General features: G+C 63.9%; 12 protein-coding genes and 1 pseudogene. 11 read left to right on the forward strand and 2 right to left on the reverse strand.

Annotated features, from left to right (window positions below; all coding sequences use genetic code 11):
• Positions 1-71 precede the first annotated feature (71 nt).
• From AC07RM_RS18245 to AC07RM_RS18275, 7 genes are all read left to right on the forward strand, one after another.
• Positions 72-1,061 (forward strand): Bug family tripartite tricarboxylate transporter substrate binding protein, encoded by a 990-nt coding sequence (locus tag AC07RM_RS18245; protein ID WP_057594498.1) that lies wholly within the window; start codon positions 72-74, stop codon positions 1,059-1,061.
• 55 nt (positions 1,062-1,116) lie between these two features.
• Positions 1,117-2,028: a 5-dehydro-4-deoxyglucarate dehydratase gene (gene kdgD / locus AC07RM_RS18250; protein ID WP_495335416.1), complete on the forward strand. Its 912-nt coding sequence runs from the start codon at positions 1,117-1,119 to the stop codon at positions 2,026-2,028.
• Positions 2,029-2,077: 49 nt separating this feature from the next.
• Positions 2,078-2,533, forward strand: a complete 456-nt coding sequence (locus AC07RM_RS18255) for a nuclear transport factor 2 family protein (protein WP_093343115.1) — start codon at positions 2,078-2,080, stop codon at positions 2,531-2,533.
• A 16-nt stretch (positions 2,534-2,549) separates the two neighbouring features.
• Positions 2,550-3,536, forward strand: coding sequence for a Bug family tripartite tricarboxylate transporter substrate binding protein (locus AC07RM_RS18260; protein WP_495335417.1), 987 nt, complete (start codon positions 2,550-2,552; stop codon positions 3,534-3,536).
• A 58-nt stretch (positions 3,537-3,594) separates the two neighbouring features.
• Positions 3,595-4,941 (forward strand): glucarate dehydratase, encoded by a 1,347-nt coding sequence (gudD, locus tag AC07RM_RS18265; protein WP_495335418.1) that lies wholly within the window; start codon positions 3,595-3,597, stop codon positions 4,939-4,941.
• Between the two features lie 55 nt (positions 4,942-4,996).
• On the forward strand, positions 4,997-6,433 hold the full coding sequence (locus tag AC07RM_RS18270) for an aldehyde dehydrogenase family protein (RefSeq protein WP_209542307.1): 1,437 nt from the start codon (positions 4,997-4,999) through the stop codon (positions 6,431-6,433).
• 227 nt (positions 6,434-6,660) lie between these two features.
• On the forward strand, positions 6,661-7,641 hold the full coding sequence (locus tag AC07RM_RS18275) for an aminotransferase class IV family protein (RefSeq protein WP_495335419.1): 981 nt from the start codon (positions 6,661-6,663) through the stop codon (positions 7,639-7,641).
• Positions 7,642-7,685: 44 nt separating this feature from the next.
• Here the strand turns inward: AC07RM_RS18275 and AC07RM_RS18280 are convergent, their stop codons facing one another.
• Positions 7,686-8,882 (reverse strand): MFS transporter, encoded by a 1,197-nt coding sequence (locus AC07RM_RS18280; RefSeq protein WP_495335420.1) that lies wholly within the window; start codon positions 8,880-8,882, stop codon positions 7,686-7,688.
• Between the two features lie 131 nt (positions 8,883-9,013).
• Here AC07RM_RS18280 and AC07RM_RS18285 point away from each other — a divergent pair.
• Positions 9,014-9,820, forward strand: a pseudogene (locus tag AC07RM_RS18285) (LysR family transcriptional regulator); the annotation flags it as partial.
• A gap of 55 nt (positions 9,821-9,875) precedes the next feature.
• On the opposite strand, the gene AC07RM_RS18290 reads toward AC07RM_RS18285, so the two are convergent.
• Entirely contained in the window at positions 9,876-11,447 is a 1,572-nt protein-coding gene (locus tag AC07RM_RS18290) for a glycine betaine ABC transporter substrate-binding protein (RefSeq protein ID WP_495335421.1), read from the reverse strand.
• 109 nt (positions 11,448-11,556) lie between these two features.
• On the opposite strand from AC07RM_RS18290, the gene AC07RM_RS18295 reads away from it, so the two are divergent.
• From AC07RM_RS18295 to AC07RM_RS18305, 3 genes are all read left to right on the forward strand, one after another.
• Positions 11,557-12,702: an ROK family protein gene (locus tag AC07RM_RS18295; RefSeq protein WP_495335422.1), complete on the forward strand. Its 1,146-nt coding sequence runs from the start codon at positions 11,557-11,559 to the stop codon at positions 12,700-12,702.
• A gap of 613 nt (positions 12,703-13,315) precedes the next feature.
• Positions 13,316-13,831, forward strand: coding sequence for a hypothetical protein (locus tag AC07RM_RS18300; protein WP_495335423.1), 516 nt, complete (start codon positions 13,316-13,318; stop codon positions 13,829-13,831).
• Positions 13,832-13,855: 24 nt separating this feature from the next.
• On the forward strand, positions 13,856-21,472 hold the full coding sequence (locus AC07RM_RS18305; RefSeq protein ID WP_495335424.1) for a beta strand repeat-containing protein: 7,617 nt from the start codon (positions 13,856-13,858) through the stop codon (positions 21,470-21,472).
• Positions 21,473-21,579 lie beyond the last annotated feature (107 nt).

Below are 21,579 nucleotides of genomic sequence, written 5' to 3' on the forward strand. Positions count from 1 at the left end.
TTGTACGATGACTGATAACTCGCAAGACCAACGAGCGAGGCATCGACCATCGAGACAACTGGAGGCAGAGGATGACCATCAAACGCCGCGGCGCGCTCAGCGCCGCACTGGCCACGACGTTGGCCGCAAGCCTGCCGGGGTTCGCCCTGGCGCAAGCCGGCACCGCCGGCTGGCCCGCGAAGCCGCTGCGCATCGTGGTGCCGTACCCGCCCGGCGGTTCGTCGGACATCATCGCGCGCGCCATCAGCCAGCCCTTGTCGGAAGCGCTGAAGCAGCCGGTGATCGTCGAGAACAAGCCCGGCGCCAACGGCAACCTGGGCGCCGACTTCGTCGCCAAGTCCGCGCCCGACGGCTACACGCTGCTGTTGTGCGACGTGGGCGCGCTGGCGATCAGCCCCTCGGTCTACACCAGGCTGTCCTTCGATCCGTCGAAGGACCTGCGCGGCGTGACCATGCTGGCCTATTCGCCGCACCTGCTGGTGGTGCATCCATCGGTGAAGGCCAACAACCTCAAGGAACTGGTCGCGCTCTCGAAGACCTCCGAGCTCAATTTCGCCGTGACCGCCACCGGCAGCGCGCCGCACCTGGCCGGCGTGGCGCTCGAGCGCGCCAGCGGCGCGAAGTGGACCTACGTGCCCTACAAGGGCGGCGTGCAGGCGGTGCAGGACACCGTCTCGGGCCAGACCCAGGTGCTGATGAACGGCATGCTCGCCACCCTGCCGCAGGTGCAGGGCGGCCGCCTCAAGGTGCTGGGCGTGTCCAAGGCCACGCGCATGCCGCTGATCGGAGACGTGCCGACCATCGCCGAGCAGGGCGTGCCCGGCTACGAATCGGGCACCTGGCAGGGCGTGCGCGTCGCGCGCGGCACGCCCGAGGCGATCGTGCAGCGCCTCAACAAGGAACTGATCGCCGTCATCCGCACGGCCGACATCCGCTCGCGGCTCGCGGGGCAGGGCGCCGAGGTGGTGACCATGACCCCGGCCGAGGAGGAGCGCTTCTTCGACAAGGAACGCGCGCGCTGGGCCAAGGTGGTGGCCGACGCCAGCATCAAGCTCGACTGAACGCGCTCGCCGCTTCGAACCCTTTCTTCATTTCTTTCACTGGACGTTTTCTTCGATGAACCCGCAAGAACTCAAAAACATCATGGGCTCCGGCCTGCTCTCGTTCCCGCTGACCGACTTCGATGCCAACGGCGACTTCGACAGGAAGGGCTACATCGAGCGCCTCGAATGGCTCGCGCCCTACGGCGCCAGCGCGCTGTTCGCGGCCGGCGGCACGGGAGAGTTCTTCTCGCTGACCGGCGAGGAGTACCCCGGCATCATCCAGACCGCGGTCGACACCTGCCGCGGCAAGGTGCCGATCATCGCGGGCGCCGGCGGTCCCACGCGCTTCGCGATCCAGTGCGCGCAGGCGGCCGAGAAGGCCGGCGCGCACGGCATCCTGCTGCTGCCGCACTACCTGACCGAAGCCGGCCAGGACGGCATCGCCGCGCACGTCGAGGCCGTGTGCAAGAGCGTGAAGTTCGGCGTGATCGTCTACAACCGCGCCACCAGCCGCCTCAAGCCCGACACGCTGGCGCGCCTGGCCGAACGCAACCCGAACCTGGTGGGCTTCAAGGACGGCGTGGGCGACATCGAGGCGATGGTCGCCATCTACCAGAAGATGGGCGACCGCTTCGCCTACCTGGGCGGCCTGCCCACGGCCGAGGTCTATGCCGCGGCCTACAAGGCCATGGGCACGCCGGTGTATTCGTCGGCCGTCTTCAACTTCATCCCGAAGACCGCGATGGACTTCTACAAGGCCGTCGCCAACGACGATCTGCCGACCCAGCACCGCCTGCTGAAGGACTTCTTCATGCCCTACCTCGAGCTGCGCAACCGCGTGCCGGGCTACGCGGTGAGCATCGTGAAGGCCGGCGCCAAGATCGTCGGCCACGACGCCGGCCCGGTGCGCGCGCCGCTGACCGACCTCAAGCCCGACGAGGTCGCGCAGCTCGCCGCGCTGATCGAGAAGCTGGGCCCGCAGTAAGCGGCGCGGCTGTCGAACAAGAAACACACACAACACCGGAGATGACGACATGCTGAAGAAACTGTTCCTCGTTGCCGCCGCCGCGGCACTGTTCTCGGGCTGCGCCAACGTCATGCCCACGGGCGGTGGCAGCGCCTCCGATGCGGCCGACGTGGCCGCGGCCGCCGAGCGGCTGCGCATCGCGATGGTCGACCCGACCCGTCCCGCGCTGTCGGCGCTGGTGGCCGACGAGCTCAGCTACGGCCACTCGGGCGGCAAGGTCGACACCAAGGAAAGCTTCATCGCCGACCTGCTCGACGGCAAGTCCGACTTCGTGACCATCACCATCACCGAGCAGACCGTGAAGGTGGTCGATGCCCGCACCGCCATCGTGCGCCATGCGCTGGCCGCCGACACCAACGACTCGGGCAAGCCCGGCAAGGTGGCGCTGAAGATCCTCGGCGTGTGGCAGAAGCAGGGCGGCGACTGGAAGCTGCTCGCGCGCCAGGCCGTGCGCGCTTCCTGATTTGCGGAAGGCACGCATGAAGCGCAGAGCATTGCTCGCGGCCGGCCTGGTCGGCCTGGCCGGTGCGGCCTGGCTGCCGATGGCCGCGTCCGCACAGGGCGACTGGCCGCTGCAGAAGCCCGTGACCATCATCGTGCCGTTCCCCGCGGGCGGCTCCACCGACATGGTGGCGCGCGCGCTGGCGTTGCAGTTGCAGACGAAGCTCGGCGGCAGCTTCGTGGTCGACAACCGGCCCGGTGCCACCGGCACCATCGGCACCGGCTTCGTCAAGCGCGCGGCACCCGACGGCTACACCCTGCTGGTGTCCTCGCTCGGCGCCTTCGTCGTCACGCCGCACCTGCAGAAGAGCGTGCCCTACGACGCGACGAAAGACTTCGACTACATCAGCGTGCCGGTGCAGGCGCCCAACGTGCTGGTGGCCAATGTCGCGCGGCCCGAGAAGACGGTAGCCGAGGTGCTCGCGCTGCTGCGCAAGACACCGGGCAAGGTCTCGTTCGCGAGCTCGGGCAACGGCTCCTCCGATCACCTGTCGGCCGAACTGTTCTGGCAACAGACGAAGACCGAGGGCGTGCACGTGCCCTACAAGGGCGGTGCGCCGGCGGTCAACGACCTGCTCGGCAACCAGGTCGACTTCTCGTTCCAGAACGTCAATGCCGTGCTGCCGCACATCCGTGCCGGCAAGCTGCGCGCCATCGCCGTCACCGGCGACAAGCGCTCGCCCGTGCTGCCCGAGGTGCCAACGCTGGCCGAGGCCGGCGTGAAGGGCGCCGACGTCTATTCGTGGCAGGGCGTGGCCGCGCCACGCGGGCTGCCGCCGGCCACGAAGAAGAAGCTGGCCGATGCCGTGGTGGCCGCGATGCAGGATCCCGAGACCAGGAAGCGCATGCTCGAGCAGGGCCTCGAGATCGTCGCGAGCACGCCCGAGGAATTCACCGCCTTCCAGGCGCGCGAATGGACGCGCTGGAAGACCCTGATCGAAACCCGGCACATCACCGCCGATTGATCACGCCGATTGACAAGGGCCCCGCGGGCCCGCAGCCTTCAGAACCGACGCCAAAGCCATGACGCTCCCGGACTCCCGTTCCTCCACCCCCGTCGTCACCGAGATGCAGGTGATCCCGGTCGCGGGCCGCGACAGCATGCTGATGAACCTCAGCGGCGCGCACGGTCCCTTCTTCACGCGCAACCTGCTGATCCTCACCGACAGCACCGGGCGCACCGGCGTGGGCGAGGTGCCCGGCGGCGAGAAGATCCGCCAGACGCTCGAGGACGCGCGCGCGCTGGTCGTGGGCCAGCCCATCGGCAACCACAACGCGGTGCTCAACGCCATGCGCCGCGAGTTCGCCGCGCGCGACAGCGGCGGGCGCGGCCTGCAGACCTTCGACCTGCGCGTGACCATCCATGCGGTCACGGCCGTCGAGGCCGCGCTGCTCGACCTGCTGGGCCAGTTCCTCGAGGTGCCGGTGGCGGCGCTGCTCGGCGAGGGCCAGCAGCGCGACGCGGTGCAGATGCTCGGCTACCTGTTCTACGTGGGCGACCGCGCGAAGACCGACCTGCCCTACGACAGCGACCCAGGCGCCGATAACGACTGGTTCCGCCTGCGCCACGAGGAGGCCATGACCCCCGAGGCCATCGTGCGCCTGGCCGAGGCCGCGCATGCGCGCTACGGCTTCACCGACTTCAAGCTCAAGGGCGGCGTGCTGCGCGGCGAGGAGGAGGTGGAGGCGATCCGCGCGCTGCACGAGCGCTTTCCGCAAGCGCGCGTCACGCTCGATCCCAACGGCGGCTGGCTGCTGGCCGACGCGGTGCGGCTGTGCCGCGACCTGCATGGCGTGATGGCCTATGCCGAGGACCCGTGCGGCGCCGAGGGCGTGTTCTCGGGCCGCGAGGTGATGGCCGAGTTCCGCCGCGCCACCGGCCTGCCCACGGCCACCAACATGGTCGCCACCGACTGGCGCGAGATGGTGCACAGCCTGTCGCTGCAGTCGGTCGACATCCCGCTGGCCGACCCGCATTTCTGGACCCTGGCCGGTTCGGTGCGCGTGGCCCAGCTGTGCCAGGCCTGGGGCCTGACCTGGGGCTCGCATTCGAACAACCACTTCGACGTTTCGCTGGCCATGTTCACGCACGTGGCGGCGGCCGCGCCGGGCAAGGTCACGGCCATCGACACGCACTGGATCTGGCAGGACGGCCAGCGCCTGACCAGGGAGCCGCTGCGCATCGAGGGCGGCTTCGTGAAGGTGCCCACGCGCGGCGGCCTCGGCGTGGAGCTCGACATGGACGAAGTCAAAAAAGCTCACGCGCTCTACTTGAAGCATGGCCTGGGCGCGCGCGATGATGCGCAGGCGATGCAGTACCTGATTCCCGGCTGGCGCTTCGACAACAAACGGCCCTGCATGGTCCGCTGAGACCGCCGGCCTCACCCCTCATTCCGTTCTTTACGCAGCAACAAGGATGCATTCCATGCAGAACCACGACAACCTGATCGGCGGCGAATGGCGCGCCGGCGCGAGCTACAGCCCCAACGTCAACCCCAGCAACCTCGGCGACGTGCTGGGCCACTACACCCAGGGCGATGCGAGCCATGTCGAAGCGGCCGTGGCGGCCGCCACCGCCGCCTTCCCGGCCTGGGCCACGGGCAGCGTGCAGGCACGCTCCGACGCGCTCGACAAGATCGGCAACGAGATCCTCGCGCGCAAGGAGGAGCTCGGCACGCTGCTCGCGCGCGAGGAAGGCAAGACCAAGGCCGAGGGCATCGGCGAGGCCACGCGCGCCGGCCAGATCTTCAAGTTCTTCGCGGGCGAGTGCCTGCGCCTGTCGGGCGAGCTGCTGCCCTCGGTGCGCCCCAACATCGGCGTGGAGATCACGCGCGAGCCCGTGGGCGTGGTCGGCCTGATCACGCCGTGGAACTTCCCGATCGCCATTCCCGCCTGGAAGATCGCGCCCGCGCTGGCGTTCGGCAACTGCGTGGTGCTCAAGCCCGCCGACCTGGTGCCGGGCTGCGCCTGGGCGCTGGCCGAGATCATCAGCCGCTCGGGCATTCCGGCCGGTGTGTTCAACCTCGTGATGGGCCGCGGCAGCGTGATCGGCGATGCGCTGGTCAACCACCCGGGCATCCATGCGATCAGCTTCACCGGCTCGGTGGGCGTGGGCCGCAACATCGCGGTGCAGTGCGTGAAGAACGGCAAGAAGGTGCAGCTCGAGATGGGCGGCAAGAACCCGCAGGTGGTGCTCGACGATGCCGACCTCGCGCAGGCGGTGGAACTGAGCACGCAGAGCGCCTTCTATTCGACCGGCCAGCGCTGCACGGCCTCGAGCCGGCTGATCGTCACCGAGGGCATCTACCCGAAGTTCATCGCGGCGATGAAGGAACGCATGGCCAAGATCAAGGTCGGCGACGCGCTCGCGCAGGGCACCGATGTGGGCCCGGTGTCCTCGAAGTCGCAGCTCGAGCAGGACCTGGAGTACGTCGACATCGGCAAGGCCGAGGGCGCGGTGCTGGCCGCCGGCGGCGAACGCCTGAAGCTCGACACCGACGGCTACTACATGTCGCCCGCGCTGTTCAGCGAATCGGCCGCGGCGATGCGCATCAACAAGGAAGAGATCTTCGGCCCGGTGGCGAGCGTGATTCGCGTGAAGAACTACGAGGAGGCGCTGGCCACGGCCAACGACACCGAGTTCGGCCTGTCGGCGGGCATCGCGACCACGTCGCTGAAGTACGCCACGCACTTCAAGCGCCACAGCCAGGCCGGCATGGTGATGGTGAACCTGCCGACCGCGGGCGTGGACTACCACGTGCCCTTCGGCGGTCGCAAGGGATCGAGCTACGGTCCGCGCGAGCAGGGGCGTTATGCGCAGGAGTTCTTCACCACGGTGAAGACGGCCTACACCTTGGCCTGAATCGCCGTTGCCCGCCGCGCCGGCCGTGAAGGCTTCGGTGGCGGCGGTCGAGCCAGCGCGCCGCGCTCCGTGAAAACCCCGGGGCTCCGGCCTGCGGGAAATGGATAGCGCGGCGGTCGATGGATAGCGCGCATGGGCGCCGATCCCAACAATGCCGAGACACGCCGCGTCGCGATCCGTCGCACGGAGACCGACGCGCGGAACCCTTCCATTTCAAGGAACTCGACATGGGCAACGACGCCACCGCAGGTATCGCCGGCATCGGCATGGAGCGCAATCCGACGACACTGATCTCGGCGAACAGGCGGCGCCTGGTTCGGGCGGCCGGAATCTTCGGGGCGGGCACCGTCGCGGCGGCGTTTTCCTCCGTCGACGCCCACGCCGCGGGCGGAGTTGCCGCGCCGGACGGTGGCTTCGTGGCGCAGCGCAACGGTCGGCCCGTGAGCGCCGAGGCGCTGGTGCCGCTCGCCTTCGCGGGCTTTGCGCATTTCACCGCCATGCAGGTTCGGCGGAAGAAGGTCCGTGGGCTCGACCTGCACCTGGAGCGTCTGCGTGTTGCGTCGATCGAGCTGTTCGGCCAGGCCTTGCCGCAGGAGCAGCTGAGGTCCGCCCTGCGCGCCGCACTGGACGCGGGCCCGCCCGATCTGTCGCTGATGGCCACCGTGTATTCGCCCGCGGGCGAATTCACCGTGGCCGGTCCCGAGGCGACACCGCAGGTGCTGGTGCGCACCGGTGCGCCATCGTCGGGCCCGGCGGGGCCGTTGTCCCTGGCGGTCGTCGAGTACGAGCGGGTGTTGCCAGGGATCAAGCACGTGGGCGAGGTGGCCAAGACCTACTACCTGCGCCAGGCTGTCAGCCAGGGCTTCGACGATGCGGCCTTCGTCGATCGCCACGGTCGGCTCAGCGAGGCAACGATCTGGAACCTGGCCTTCTGGGACGGCCGGGCGGTCGTCTGGCCCGAGGCCGAGGTGCTTGGGGGAACCACGATGGGCATCCTGCGGCGGCAACTGGCGCGCATGAACGTGCCGCAACGGTCCCAGGAGGTGACCGTCGCCAATCTGCCGACGCTGTCCGGCGCGGTGGTCATGAACTCGTGGACACCGGGCATCGCCGTGCGACGGATCGGCAGCGTGCCGGTTCCGGCTGCCCCGGAGTTCGTGGCATTGCTGCACAAGGCTTTCCAGGAGGAAGCGCCGGTCGCGCCGTGACGCGAGTTCAGGCGGGCCCCCGGGCTCGGTGATCGCTTCCGCTCTCAGCGCAAGCCGCGCAACCCCATCGCCACCCACAGCCCCGCCACGCTCGCGAGCGCCACGATCGCGGCGGCGGCCGGCCAGCCCAGCGCCTCGACCGCGCCGCCGACCAGTACCGGTCCAATCATCTGGCCGACGTTGTTGCCGGTCATCAGCAGGCCGACCGTGAGCGGCGCGAGTCGCGATTCCGGCGCGGCCCGTTCGGCCGAGGCCAGGAGGGTCGCTGGCAGCAGCCCGCCGGCGCCCGAGAACAGCAGGCACAGCACGAAGGTCGGCAGCGCCGCCAGCAGCGGCAGGAAGATGCCGAGCGCGGCGATGCCCATGGTGGCGGTCGCGATCGCCACCAGCAGCCAGCGCGGCGTGCCGCGCGCCAGCAGCAGGCCGGCCGCGAGGTTGCCGCCCACGTTCGCGAGGCAGGCCAGCGCGCTCAGCAGCCCGGCCGTGGCCACGCTCGCGCCCATGCGCTCGATCAGCAGCACCGGCAGGAAGTTGAACAGCGCGAAGAACTGCAGGCTGTAGATCGCGAAGGACAGCGCGAGCCGCAGCGGCGCGGGCGCCGCGAGCGTGCGGGTCGTGTCGCCCGCGATGTCGCGCCACGACAGCCGGCGCGCGTCGCGCTCCCCGCGGGGCACGGCCGCCAGCACCAGCGCCAGCAGCACCAGCGCGAGCAGGCCGTTCGCGAGCCAGAAGCCGCGCCAGCCCTCGAGCACCGAGCCGACGAAGAAGGCGATCGCGATGCCGACCGGCATGAAGCAGCTCCAGATCGCGAAGGCCAGGTCCTTCGCGGCGGGCGCGACGATGCGTTGCAGCAGCGCGGGCCCGGCGATCACGATCAGCAGGAAGCCCAGGCCCTCGACCACGCGCGCGAACAACAGCGCGGCCAGGCTTCCAGCCAGGGCGCCGATGGTGCTGCCGACGGCCAGCGCCAGCAGGCCGGCCGCGAGCAGCCGACGGTCGCCCGCGCGCGCGATCCAGGCGCCGACCGGAATGGCGCCGAGCACGCCGAGCAGCGAGAACACCGCCATCAGCCAGCCGATCGCCGACAGGCCGAGCCCGAAGTCCTCGCGCAATTGCGGCACCGCGATCGCGACCTTGCCGACCTGCAGCGCGGCGATCACGCCCGCGGCGACGACCAGGGCGACGCCGGTCCAGGCGGTGGTGGCGGTGGAGGAGGGCAGCGGCGCGGACGTGGAGTGCATGGGCGCCAGTCTGGCCGTGGAGGCCCATCGATGAAAGCAAATAATATCGGTCGACTTCATCGATCGAACCGATCGACTCGCATTGCCCGAAAGAGGAGAAGCCCATGCTGGATGCGCTCACGCTGTCCCAGATGCAGATGTTCGTGGTGGTGGCCGAGGCCGGCAGCTTTCGCGCGGGCGCGGACCGGCTGCACCGCGTGCAGTCGGCCGTGAGCCAGGCCGTCGCCAACCTCGAGCAGCAGCTGCAGGTGCTGCTGTTCGACCGCTCGGGCCACAAGCCCGTGCTCACGCCCGCGGGCCAGGCGCTGCTGGGCGACGTGCGGCAGATCCTCGCGAAGGTCGATGCCTTGCGCGCCCGCGCGCAGGGGATCGAGCAGGGCATCGAGCTCGGCCTCTCGATCGCGGTCGACACGCTGTTCCCGATTGAGCTCGTGGCCGCCGCCATCCGCGGCGTTCACGCGGTGCATCCGGGCATCGCGATGCGCATCGAGTACGGCTCGATGGGCGCGCCGGTCGAGGCGCTGCACAGCGGCCGCTGCGACATCGCGATCTCGGCCTTCTCGCAGCTCGACGAGCGCATCGCGCGAGAGTTCCTGATGCCGCTGTCGATGGTGGCGGTGGCGGCCGCCGCGCATCCGCTGGCGATGCTCGCGAAGAAGAAGGCCCGCGGCTCGCTCGACGACGCGGCCGCGCGGCATCTGCAGATCGTGGTGGAGGATGCGAGCGCGCTCAGCGCGGGCCAGGACTTCGACGTGCTCTCGCCCACCACCTGGCGCGCGGGCGACATGCAGATCAAGCTCGCGTTGCTGCGCGCAGGCCTCGGCTGGGGAAAGATGCCGTCATGGCTGGTGGCGGCCGACATCGCCGCGGGCACGCTAGTGCAGTTACCGGTGGGCCGCCTCGGCGTGGACGGCGAGACCGGCCACCGCGCCTACTTCTGCCACCGCGCCGACAAGCCGCTGGGCGTGGGCGCGCGGCTGCTGCGCGAGGGCCTCAAGGCACTGTCGATGCCGGCGGCGCGCGGCGGCGCCGGCGCAGCCAGAACTCCACCAGCTCGAACACGCCCTCGCTCAGCAGCGCCAGCGCCGCCGCCGGCAGCGCGCCCGCCACGAGCAGCTCGCGGTCGTTGAGCGCGAGCCCGGTCACGATGCGTTCGCCGAAGCCGCCCGCGCCGATGAAGGCGGCGATGGTCGCGGTGCCGATGGCGATCGCGGTGGCGGTGCGCACGCCCGCGAGCAGCGTGGGCAGCGCCAGCGGCAGCAGCACCAGCCGCAGGCTCTGCTTCGAGGTCATGCCGAGCGCGGTGCCGGCCAGCCGCAGGCCGTTGGGCACCTCGGCCAGGCCGGTCACGGTGTTGCGCATGATCGGCAGCAGCGAATAGAGCGTGAGCGCGATCAGCGCGGGCAGGGTGCCGATGGCGCCGAGCATCGAGATCAGCACCGCGAGCAGCGCCAGCGAGGGCACGGTCTGCATCAGGCTCGCGACGCCCAGCACCAGGGCGCGCAGCCGCAGGTGCGGAAACACCAGGATCGCGATCGGCACGCCGACGAGGATCGCCACGCCCACCGACAGCGCCACCAGCAGCAGGTGCTGGCGCGCGAGCTGCCAGAGGTCGGGGCCGAAGAGTTTGGCCGTGAAGCCGCGTCGCGTGTCCTGCGGCGCCGCGCCGTCCTTGCCGGCGCTCGCGAGGAAGTCGCGCGCGATGGTGTCGAAGGGCACGCTCTGCAGCTCGGCGCGCGCGTTCATCGCGATCATCGCGTGCTCGTCGACGCGGCCCTCGAGCTTCTGCAGCGCGGCCCAGGCCTTCGGGAGGCGCTGCGGCAGGTCGAGCTTGTAGAGCACCACCGCGTCGTAGCGCGGGAAGTACTGACGGTCGTCCTCGAGCACGCGCAGGCCCAGGTGGTCGATCTTGGCGTCGGTGGTGTAGATGTCGATCACGTCGACCTGCCTGGCGCCGATCGCGTCGTAGGCCAGGCCGTGGTCGAGGCCGGTGGGCGTCTGCGTGAAGCCGTAGCGCGCGGCCAGGCCCTTCCAGCCGTCGGCGCGGCCGATGAATTCGTTCGACAGGCCGAGCTTCAGCTCGGGATGCTTCGCGAGGTCGCCGAGGCTGCGCAGCCCGAGCCGGTCGGCATCGGCCGCGCGCACCGCGAGCGCATAGCCGTCGTTGAAGCCCAGCGATATCGCCACGCCCAGGCCCAGCGGCGCGAGCGAGGCGTTCATCTGCTCGCGCGTGGCCGCGGGCGAGCCCTTGAGGATCTCGAGCGCGATGGTGCCGGTGTATTCGGCATAGAGGTCGATCGCGCCCGAGCGCAGCGCCTCGTAGACGATGGCCGTGTTGCCCAGGCCCTGGCGCACCACCGGCTTGTTCGCCAGGTGCGGCGCGGCGGTCTGCGCGAGCAGCTCGGCCAGGATGTAGGACTCGGTGAAGCGCTTGGAGCCGACGCGCAGCGTGCCGTCGTCGGTGGCCGCGCGGGCCGGTGCCGCCAACCACAGGCAGGCGATGGCCGCCAGCAGCACGAGCACGAGGGGCAGCGCGACGCGCCGGAGGGAGTGGGGCGGGTGCATCGCGGCCAGTGTATAGACAAGCCCGCGCGCGGCGTACCCGTCGGCGTCCTACAGCCTGCTGTGCGCGGCGCCGATGCGGCGCGGCCCTGGGCGCGGCCACACTGGGTCCATGAAGAAGTCCACGACCGCGACGACCGCGAAGAAGAAGCCGAAGTCCGAACCGGCTACGCCGAAGAGCAAGCGCAAGGCCGGCGATCCGTCCGCGTCGCGCATCGACCTCCCCGGCCCCGACGTCCACGGCCTGCGCGAACTGCCCAAGCTGCAGGTCGACGGCTACAGCCTGCAGTTGCGCGACAACGAGGGCTTCGTCGGCGACCAGGCGAGCCAGACCGCGTTTCGCGTGCTGCTCGAGCGCTGGCGCCGCAAGCACCGCAGCGACGGCACCGATCCGCTGGGCCTGCGGCATTCGCGCGACATGAGCAAGAAGGAGCTCGATCGGCTGCTGCGCGGCCAGAAGGTCAGCGATGCGGCCAACGTGATGCACAGCGCGATCGGCGAGTTCGCGCAGGAGCTCGCGGCCGTGATCCAGCGCTTCCTGCATCAGCCCTCGTGGGAGAAGGTCGAGCGCATCGTGGTGGGCGGCGGCTTTCCCGAGAGCGAGGCCGGCGAGCGCGCGATCCTCGAGGCCGGCGCGATCCTCGAGGAGATGGGCGTGCACGTGCAGCTCGGCCGGCTCTCGCACGAGGTCGACGACGGCGGGCTGATCGGCTGGGTACACCTGACGCCGCCCGAGATGCTCAAGAAGCACGACGCGATCCTCGCGATCGACATCGGCGGCACCAACGTGCGCTGCGGCATCGTGAAGACGCGCCATCGCAAGGCGCGCGACTTCTCGCTCGCGAAGGTGGTGCGGCGCGAGAAGTGGCGTCATGCCGACGAGAAGCCCAGCCGCACCAACTTCGTCGAGCACGTGGCCGGCATGCTGGAGGACATGGTGCGCTATGCGGAACGCAAGAAGATCCGGCTCGCGCCCTTCATCGGCATCGCCTGCCCGGGCCTGATCCGCAAGGACGGCTCGATCGCGCGCGGCGCGCAGAACCTGCCGGGCGACTGGGAGAGCGAGAACTTCCACCTGCCGAGCGCGCTGTGGCGCCGCATGCCGATGATCGGCTCGGGCCCGACGCTGGTGCTGATGCACAACGACGCGGTGGTGCAGGGCTTGAGCGAGCTGCCGTTCATGCGCGATGTCGGGCATTGGGCGGTGCTGACGATCGGCACGGGGTTGGGGAATGCGAGTTTTACCAATCGTGGGTAGCGATCGGTCGCCTTATTGACGGGAGGCAACAGAGCTCGTCGACGTTATCCGTCAAGGCATGCAAGGCTCGAACATGTCTGCGCAGTTCACCGAGCCCGCTACTTTTGGCATGAGCTGGTCGTTTGCCGCAGGATAGCTTGCCTCTATTAGTTTAGTGCGGGGATCGGTTCCGGTCTCTGGACCCCAACATTCCATCTTGCCCCACCTCATGCGGGCCAGGATCCGCGTTTTCAAGAAGCAGTCTACTAGGTGATCCGCGCAGAGTGTTTGGACTCCGCGGTTTGTTCGAACGACTGCGCCGATCGTTTCCGTCTTTCGGCTTGGGCATGCCCACTGAGCGCAACGCGTCGCCCAGTTTCCAATAGTGCCTGCTGTATATGAACCTTGTTCTCTCAGCAAGGCAACAAGAATAAAAATAAATTGGTCAGGCGCCAGTCAGAAATCGCTTGATGTTCACTCCGGCGATTAACCTAATTCCATTCTAATAAAGTCACAAATCTGTCATCGAAAAAACAGATACATTTCGCTCAAATTCGAAGAATTTCCCTCGATGGAGAGTTTGTCGATGTCGGAATTTTGTGATTTTGGGGCGTGAGAGAAAATCTTGATATAAATGATTGCAAAAAAACCCAAGCGCCCCGAGCATTATTTTTACTTAATGCTCATTATCTCCTTTTGCCATATTGTGTTCATGAGGTTTTTATTTCAAGAGGGATGGGAGTACTCATCGTTGGCGACTGTCTTGGTGGAAAAAGTCGGCACCGTGGTCCCGATGCTTCGATATTTGAGTAAGTGGAATAACTACAAGGCATACTGGGGTGTTTTTTATTCCATATTCTGGATAATTTCGCCAATATTTCTGGTTCTTGGATTTATTTCAACGAATTCAATGAGTGAAAAATACACGGAATTTTACAAAAAACAGCCACGATCAAAAGTCTTACTTTTCGGCGGATTTCTGGCGGTTTTGTTTGCATTTGTTTTTGTTTTCCCTGGCGGGGGCTCTAGGTTTTGGTTTGACGAGCTGAGTGGCAGTTTTATTGTCATCTGCCTGACGGTTGGGCAGATGGCTGGTTGCATTTTTGCGGTGGGGCTCTTCATCGGAATTCTGAAAATCAGATCGAAATAGGGCAAACTAAAAAAGGAGATTTTAATGGATGGCTTGTTTGATGGCAGTATTGGAGTGCAGGGGCAAGCAAATGTTGCGGGCGCCAATGCAGGCGCATATGCATTGCGGATGCAAGCATACGCAGCACAGGTGCAAGCTTTTGCTACACAAGTACCGAGCATTCTCGGGAGCTTCTGGGGAAACTTGATCAGTGCGGGATACGCCGGGCAGGCTGGCCCGTCAAATGCGGCGTTTGATGCCTATACCATCGGAACAGGGTCCTTTTATCAAGCCCTGTCATATGGAGCCGAGAACTCGAGCGCGATACCAAGGATAGGGATGTTTGTGGGCTCTGCCGTTGATGGCGCAAAAGGAATTGGCAATGTAATAAATGGAAATTACAGCGAGGCCATTGTTAATGCAGCCTCGATCGATGGCGGAATAATTTTTGGTGATCTCGGGGGGGCTTTGGGTGATTTTCTCGGCGGTGGGTTTCCTAATCCTATTTCGATAGGATTGGGATCAATGTTTGCGGGGCTCGGCGCTGCGGGGGGGTCTCGGCTTTTTACTGCTGTTGCTCAAACGACCCTGGGATACACCAATGGAAATCCACCTGTTTATGAAGGAAATGGAAGTGCATACGCCTCTGCTGGCACTAACGGTTTTTTCTTGCCTGGGCTGACAGATATTGGCCCTGCGTATCCTCAGTTCGGTGAATCAACATTTTTCCCAAATTCTTCGCTGGGATTGAATTTCACGCCGCCCGATCTCAGTTGGGCGTATCCGAGTTTCAGTTTGGAGCCACTGGGGTCGGATGGATTTCCGGGTCTTAATTTTCCACTTCCTACATATGATCTGCCGCTGCCGGAGTTCTCGCTTCCAGTATTCTCTGATCCAGGGTTTCCTGAATTGAATTTTGGATTCTCCCCTTCAGAGTTTGGGGACGATAGTGGTTTTTGGGATTTTGGTGATTTCGGCCCCGTCGTCCTCAATCTAGACGGTAAGGGTTTGAAGCTCGATAGCTCGTCCTCATCGACACAGTTCGTCGATACCGATGGCAGCGGATACGAGCACCGAACTGCTTGGGCCGCAGCCGGCAACGGAGTGCTGGCGTTGGACCTCTACGGCGACGGCAAGCTCCATCAGAAGAACCAGTACGCCTTCACGGAGTGGGATCCCACGGCAACATCCGACCTGCAGGCGTTGAAAGACGTATTCGACACGAACCACAACGGCAAGATTGACGCAGGGGATGCAAACTGGTCTCAGTTCAAGGTGGTGGTCAACGGCCAGATGGTGTCTCTGGCCTCGCTTGGCGTTGCATCGATTGATTTGACGCCGACAGGCAGTGGCCAGACCTTTGGAGATGGTTCCGCCATTACCGGCACGACGACTTACACGAAGTCCGATGGAACAAAAGGTCAGGTGGGTGACGCCATCCTGGCAGTCGACAGCAACGGCTATCTCATCCGCCAGACCCAGACGACCAACGCGGGCGGCTCGGTCACCACCGATATCGTCGGGTCCAACGCCGACGGCTCCAAGGCGTTCGAGAACGTCGTCACGCTTAGCGCGAATGGCTTGAGCAAGACAATCAAGTACGACGACAACGGCGATGGCGTGTTTGACCGATCGCAGACGGTTGTCTCGGTCGTCAACTCCGACGGGTCGACAACGCAGACCACGAGCGACTTCAACGTCGATAGCTCGCTCAAGGACCGAACCGCTTCAACGACCAGCGCAGATACCAGGACGGTCACGACCCAGATCGATACCAACGGGGACGGCATCTGGGATCAATCACAGATCTATGTGAGCAATGTCAATGGCTCGGCATCGACAACGACGAAGAATCTCGCCGCCAATGGCAAGGTGATCAACCAGACCCTCGTTACTACCAGCACCGACGGATTGACCAAGACCACGAAGACCGACAACAGTGGATCCGGCGTATTCGATCAGATCAAGATCGATTCGACGGTGGTAAAGACGGATGGCAGTCGGGTCGAGACGGTATCGGACACGGGAAGCAGTGGCTTCTTGATCGACAAGCAGGTCGTAACGACAAGCGCGGATGGCCGGTCGAAGACCGTGCAGATGGATCACAGCGGCACCGGTACTTTTGACCTTGTTACGACATCAACGATCGTGGTGGGTACCGACAAGTCGGTGACGACCACGGTGCAAGAAAAGAACGCGAATGGAACGTTGAGGAATTCCAATGTGACGGTCATGACTGCCGACGGTTTGTCGAAAACTGTTTCGACGGATGCGAATGGCGATGCGGCGGTTGATCGAGTGTTCTCGGATGTGACCGTCACGGCAACTGGAGGTGTCAAGACCGAGACCGTCTCAACGAAGAGCGGCAATGGCACCTTGTTGAGCAAGACGGTGACCACCACCAGTTCCGATCAGAAGACCATCAATACGGTCATTGACGCTAACGGCGATGGCACGAACGAGCAAACGAGATCCATCATCGTCAACGCCGACGGGTCCACGACGACGACAGTTTCAACGTTCGCGCCGAACGGAACCATCGTCCAACGGACCTTGACTACCGTTCTCGCAGGTGGATTGGCGACAACGGTAAAGACCGATGCCAACGGGGATGGCATCTATGAGTCTGTCACATCGGACACCATCGTAGTCAATGCAAATGGGTCGCGCACCGAAACCAGGAAAGACCTGAGTTCGAATGGATCCTTGATAGACAGCTCCGTCACCACGACCAGCGCCGACGGGGAAAGTCAAGCCAAGACCGTCGACCTCGATGGCAACGGAATCATCGACCAGACCGAGACCGATGTCATTGCCTTGGGTGTCGACGGTACTCGCACGGAAACCGTATCGACAACGAGCAAGACCGGCGCGCTGCTGGCGCAAACGGTGATCGTCACGAGCGCCGATCACAGGACTACGACCACGACCATCGACAGCAATGGGGACGGTGCTCCTGAAGAGATCATAGAGAGCGTGTTGAATGCGGACGGATCGATCACTCGAACCGTCGCCGACCCAAACGGCGACACGACCGAGAAGGCCATCTCGACGACAACCACGAGCGCGAATGGCCTCAGCACTACAACTCAGAACGAAACGGTGGGGCTTGGAACTACCGACTGGTCGACGAGCGACGTCACAGTGTTGAACGCCGACGGATCGAAGACGGAGACAAGAACAAGGATGAGCGGCGACCAGACTCTGCTCGATAGGGTTGTCATCAACACCAGCGGCAACGGATTGTCGACGACGACTCAGACGGATTCCGATGGGGATGGAATCTACGAGAATAAGGAAACCGACGTTCTGGTACTGAATGTCGATGGTTCGAAGACCGATACCGTTTCGCATTACGCTGGTTCCGATTCGAAGCTGATCGACCGGGCAGTCACTACAGCAGGCGCTGACGGATTGTCCACCATGGTGTCAATTGACTCGAATGGTGATGGCACGGCCGAGAGAATAAGCACTGATACCTCCGTGCTGAATAGCAATGGCAGCAGCGTAGAGACAACCTCGGTAAAGAGCGCGAACGGCAGCATCCTGAGTCAGACGACTCGCAGCACGAGCGCCGATGGCAGGACAATCAACGAAACGTCTTTCGACTTCAGTGGCAACGGTGAAAGAACGACCGATGTCACTACTATCGACGCCGATGGTGGCCGGACCGAAGTGATATCAACGTACACAGTCGATGGAAGTCAAAAGCTTTCGTCGACCACGATCCGCACCAGCGCCAATGGCCTGACGACGACGACAAGCACGGACCTTGACGAAAATGGGACCGTCGATCGATCTTCGAGTTCGATAACGACCCTCAACGCTGACGGCTCCAAGACCGTAACGATGTCCGAATTCAAACCTGGCGGTGCGCTCAAGGATAGGGTGGCCACCACAACCAGCGCCAATGGACTTTCTGTCACTGTTCAGATGGATGCGACCGGAACGGGCGTCTACAACCGGACCCGCACGGATATCAAGACCACCAATGCCGACGGATCTACTACCGAGACTGTGTCGAACATCAACGCGGATGGTTCGCTTCATGACCGGGTCACGACGATCATCAGTGCCGACAAATTGACCACGACGGTCAATAAGGATATCAATGGAGATGGCGTGCTCGATCAGACCAGCAAAAGCTGGCTGGATTTCTACGGAGACAGTAATACGGATGTTTCTGATCTGCAGCCGGACGGTCATACGGTAAAGGATCAGTGGAGTTACTTGGCCAACGCTGATGGATTGCTGGTTACGATCGCGGAAGTGTCGAATGCGGGGCATGTCGATGCGTTCGATAGGCAACAGACAACGATTAACGCGGATGGGTCAAAAGAGATTCTTCTGAAATTCATAGATAGCCAGGAAGTCGATACGATCAGCGCGGATGGAATGACGATCAACAAGAAGTTCATTCCCTACGATGGAACCGGTATGTATGCCGACATGATCAAGAATCAGACCGTGCATGTCGAAGTTAGATCGGATGGATCCAGGATCACTACGACCTCAAACTACTCCGCGACCCATGCGCTGACGGATCAAGTCATTGTGTCCGCGAGCGCCGATGGTTTGGTAAAGAGAACGGAAACCTTTTCAAACATTGGCGAGACTAGTTCCATCGATGCGGTTGACGATGACGTTACGGTGCTTAACGCAGATGGATCAACCACCGAGACGATTACGGGGACAAGATCTGGCATTCTTGCCGGACGCACCGTTACGACGACACAGGCGGACGGTCTCAAAGTGACCGTACAACACGATACGACCGGATCGGGCAGCTTCGACCAGACGGAAGTCATCGAGAAGCAGGTTCTGGCCGATGGATCCACGATCGTCGATGTCAGTGAACTCGATGCGCAAGCTCATCTGAAGAACAAGACTCGAACCAATACCAGCGGTGACGGGAAACTGGTCACTATTGCGCGCGACACCAATGGCGATGGGATCGTCGATCAGCTGGAGACGGTCGCCCAGTTGGCGGATGGAAGTTCCAGTGACGTCGTGACCGACCTTGCGGCAAACAACGCGAAGATCGGCCAAGTCACCTCGTCCACCGGCTACGACGGGAGAACGACGACGATCAAGTGGGATGATGACGGCGATGGCGTAGACGATCAGATGCGCGTCATTACCCGATCGATCGAGGCGGGTGGCGCGACTACCGTTATGACACAGGACTTCGGGATCAGCCAGATAGGTCCCAACGGAATTCCCGTTTCAACTACCGCAGTCCTGCGGAAAAGCTCGAAAACCACTGTCAGCGCGAACGGGCGCGAGAGCATGACCGACATTGACCTCGACGGTGATGGCGCCTCCGATGGGGGGACGACCAACACAACGAATTTCGATGGGTCGAACACGATGTTAGTCTGGAACCCTGGCTCAATGCGAGCGTTGGATCCTCTTGTCGGGTCCGCGGTCGGTTCTGTTCAATGGAGATCGGCGATCGCACCGGATCCGCTCGATGCTCCAATTTCGTCGAATATTTCAATCAGTGCTGATGGATTGTCGAAAACCATCAGTTCGGACTACATCGGCGAAGGCAACTATGCGCATGAGGAAAACTGGCTCGAGCAATTCGGCGGATCGTGGGTGGGTACGATCACTGAGAAGAATGAGGATTTCATCGTTGTAGCGACCGGGACGGAGACGATCAGTGCCGATGGACGCACCACGACCTTGAAGGAAGATACTCACAATACCGGTCGAATCGACCATACCGATGTTTCGGTGATCGGCATTGACGGCTCGATCACGGAAACGGTGACGGATCTCAACGCGGATGGAACATTGCAGTCGAGTTCGGTCACGACGGTCGATGCCACAGGACATCATCAGCACACTGTGCGTAACGACGGCTCTGTCACCGACATCCTGTCGGGCGGTGGCGCGATCGTGGGCCTGGATGGTGGGGCGCCAGCCGAGAAGCAGGTAGGGTCTCAGGTCGACTACGACGGCGCCGGGCATTTGAAGCAGGCCCGTGCTACTTTTCAGGACGGTACGTCGATTCAAGAGCTGTACGACATCGACGGTAGCCAATCGTGGTCGAAGATCAAGACTTGGCTTGACGCAAAGGGTCAACTCACGCGGCAAGAGACCTTCAATGATGATGGTACGAGCACCGTTTTCAACCATGCAGACCCAGGCGGACCTGCTGCCGCGAATACGCAGCAGCATTTTGACGCGCAGGGACGGTTGGTGGGGCAGAGAGATGCCTACGCGGACGGCTCGCATCGTGACGTACAGTTTGACGTCGATGGTTCCGAAACCTGGGCCAGTCTTGCGAACTGGGAAAACAGCCAGGGAACTCTGATCAAGCAGGAGGTCATCTACGATGACGGGACACGTGCGGACTACTACCCCCTGGGCATCCATGCGGCAACAGGCGGTGGCGATCCTGCGGCGGTTCTGACGCAACAGACCTTCGATGCCAACGGGCGGCAAGTCGGGGAGCGCAACAACTTTGCGGATGGCTCGCGCATGGAGAGCCTGTGGGACACGGCGGGCACCCAGTCCTGGTCTTCGGTGAGCACATGGTTCAATGCCCAGGGTCAACAGACGCGGCAGGTGATCAACAATGACGACGGCACCGGCGCTGACGTTACCAATACGTACAACGCCCAAGGCCAGTCGACGCATCAAACCATCGTGCGCCATGATGGCACGCGCACGGAGATTTCGCAGACCGCGACGTATGTCAGCAACGGAACCTCCGTTCCCGGCATCGCGGTCTGGAGCCAACAGAACTTCAATGCACAAGGGACCCTGGTGTCGGAACGGGACAACCTCGTAGACGGCACCCACATCGATGTTCTCCATGGCGTCCCATTCATGGGTTACTCAACCGTCGTCTATCAGTACTACAACCAGTTCGGGTTGGCCACCAAGTATCTGGTCGGCTATCCCGGGACGCTGCGACCCGTAGAGCAGTATGCAGGTGCATTCCCAGGGCTCGCTCCGATAGAGGCACCCGTTGTGCTGGATCTGGCTGGCAAAGGCGTCCGCGGCATGCTGGATCCGCTGTCCATGGACCCGTTGTCGTCGGGCCCGACCTTCGACATGGCGGGCGATGGCCAACAACACCGTACTGCATGGGCTTCCTCGGGCGAGGGTGTCCTTGCCATCGACGCGGACGGATCGGGCCGGCTCGATCAGAAGAAGGATGTGGTTTTCACCGAGTGGGAATCGGGCGCCACCAGCGACATGCAGGTGCTGAGGGATGTATTCGATACCAACCACGATGGAAAGCTCGATGCCGCGGATGCGCGCTGGAGTGATTTCCGCGTGCTCGTCGACGGCAAGGCGCAAACGCCCACCCAATTGGGAATCGCCTCCATCGGCCTGAACCCGCAAGGGGAGGCGATCCAATTTTCGGACGGATCGTCGATCAACGGCACGAGTCTGTTCACCCGCACCGATGGGTCGACGGGATTGGCCGGCGATGCCGCCTTCCGCTATGACGCCGCCCCAGTGTCCGGGGCCGCCGACTCCATCCCGAACGCGAGCGACCTGCAGACTCGGGCTGCCACCCAGTTGAACCAACTGATCGCAGCCATGGCTAACTTCGCGCCCACCGCCGGCGCGCAGTCGGCCATGCTCGGAAGCGGTGACCCGCGACTGCAGGCATCTCCGTTGATGGGGACTGCGCACTGAGCGTGCGACGTGCCCGGATGAGGTCGGTGTAGTTCGATCCGTCCGGGCATAGCCCCGTCTGCCACGGCACGCGGGGTTTCGCAAGAACAAAAACAAACGTCCGCTCG

Source organism: Variovorax sp. GW821-FHT09B05, from assembly GCF_059418265.1.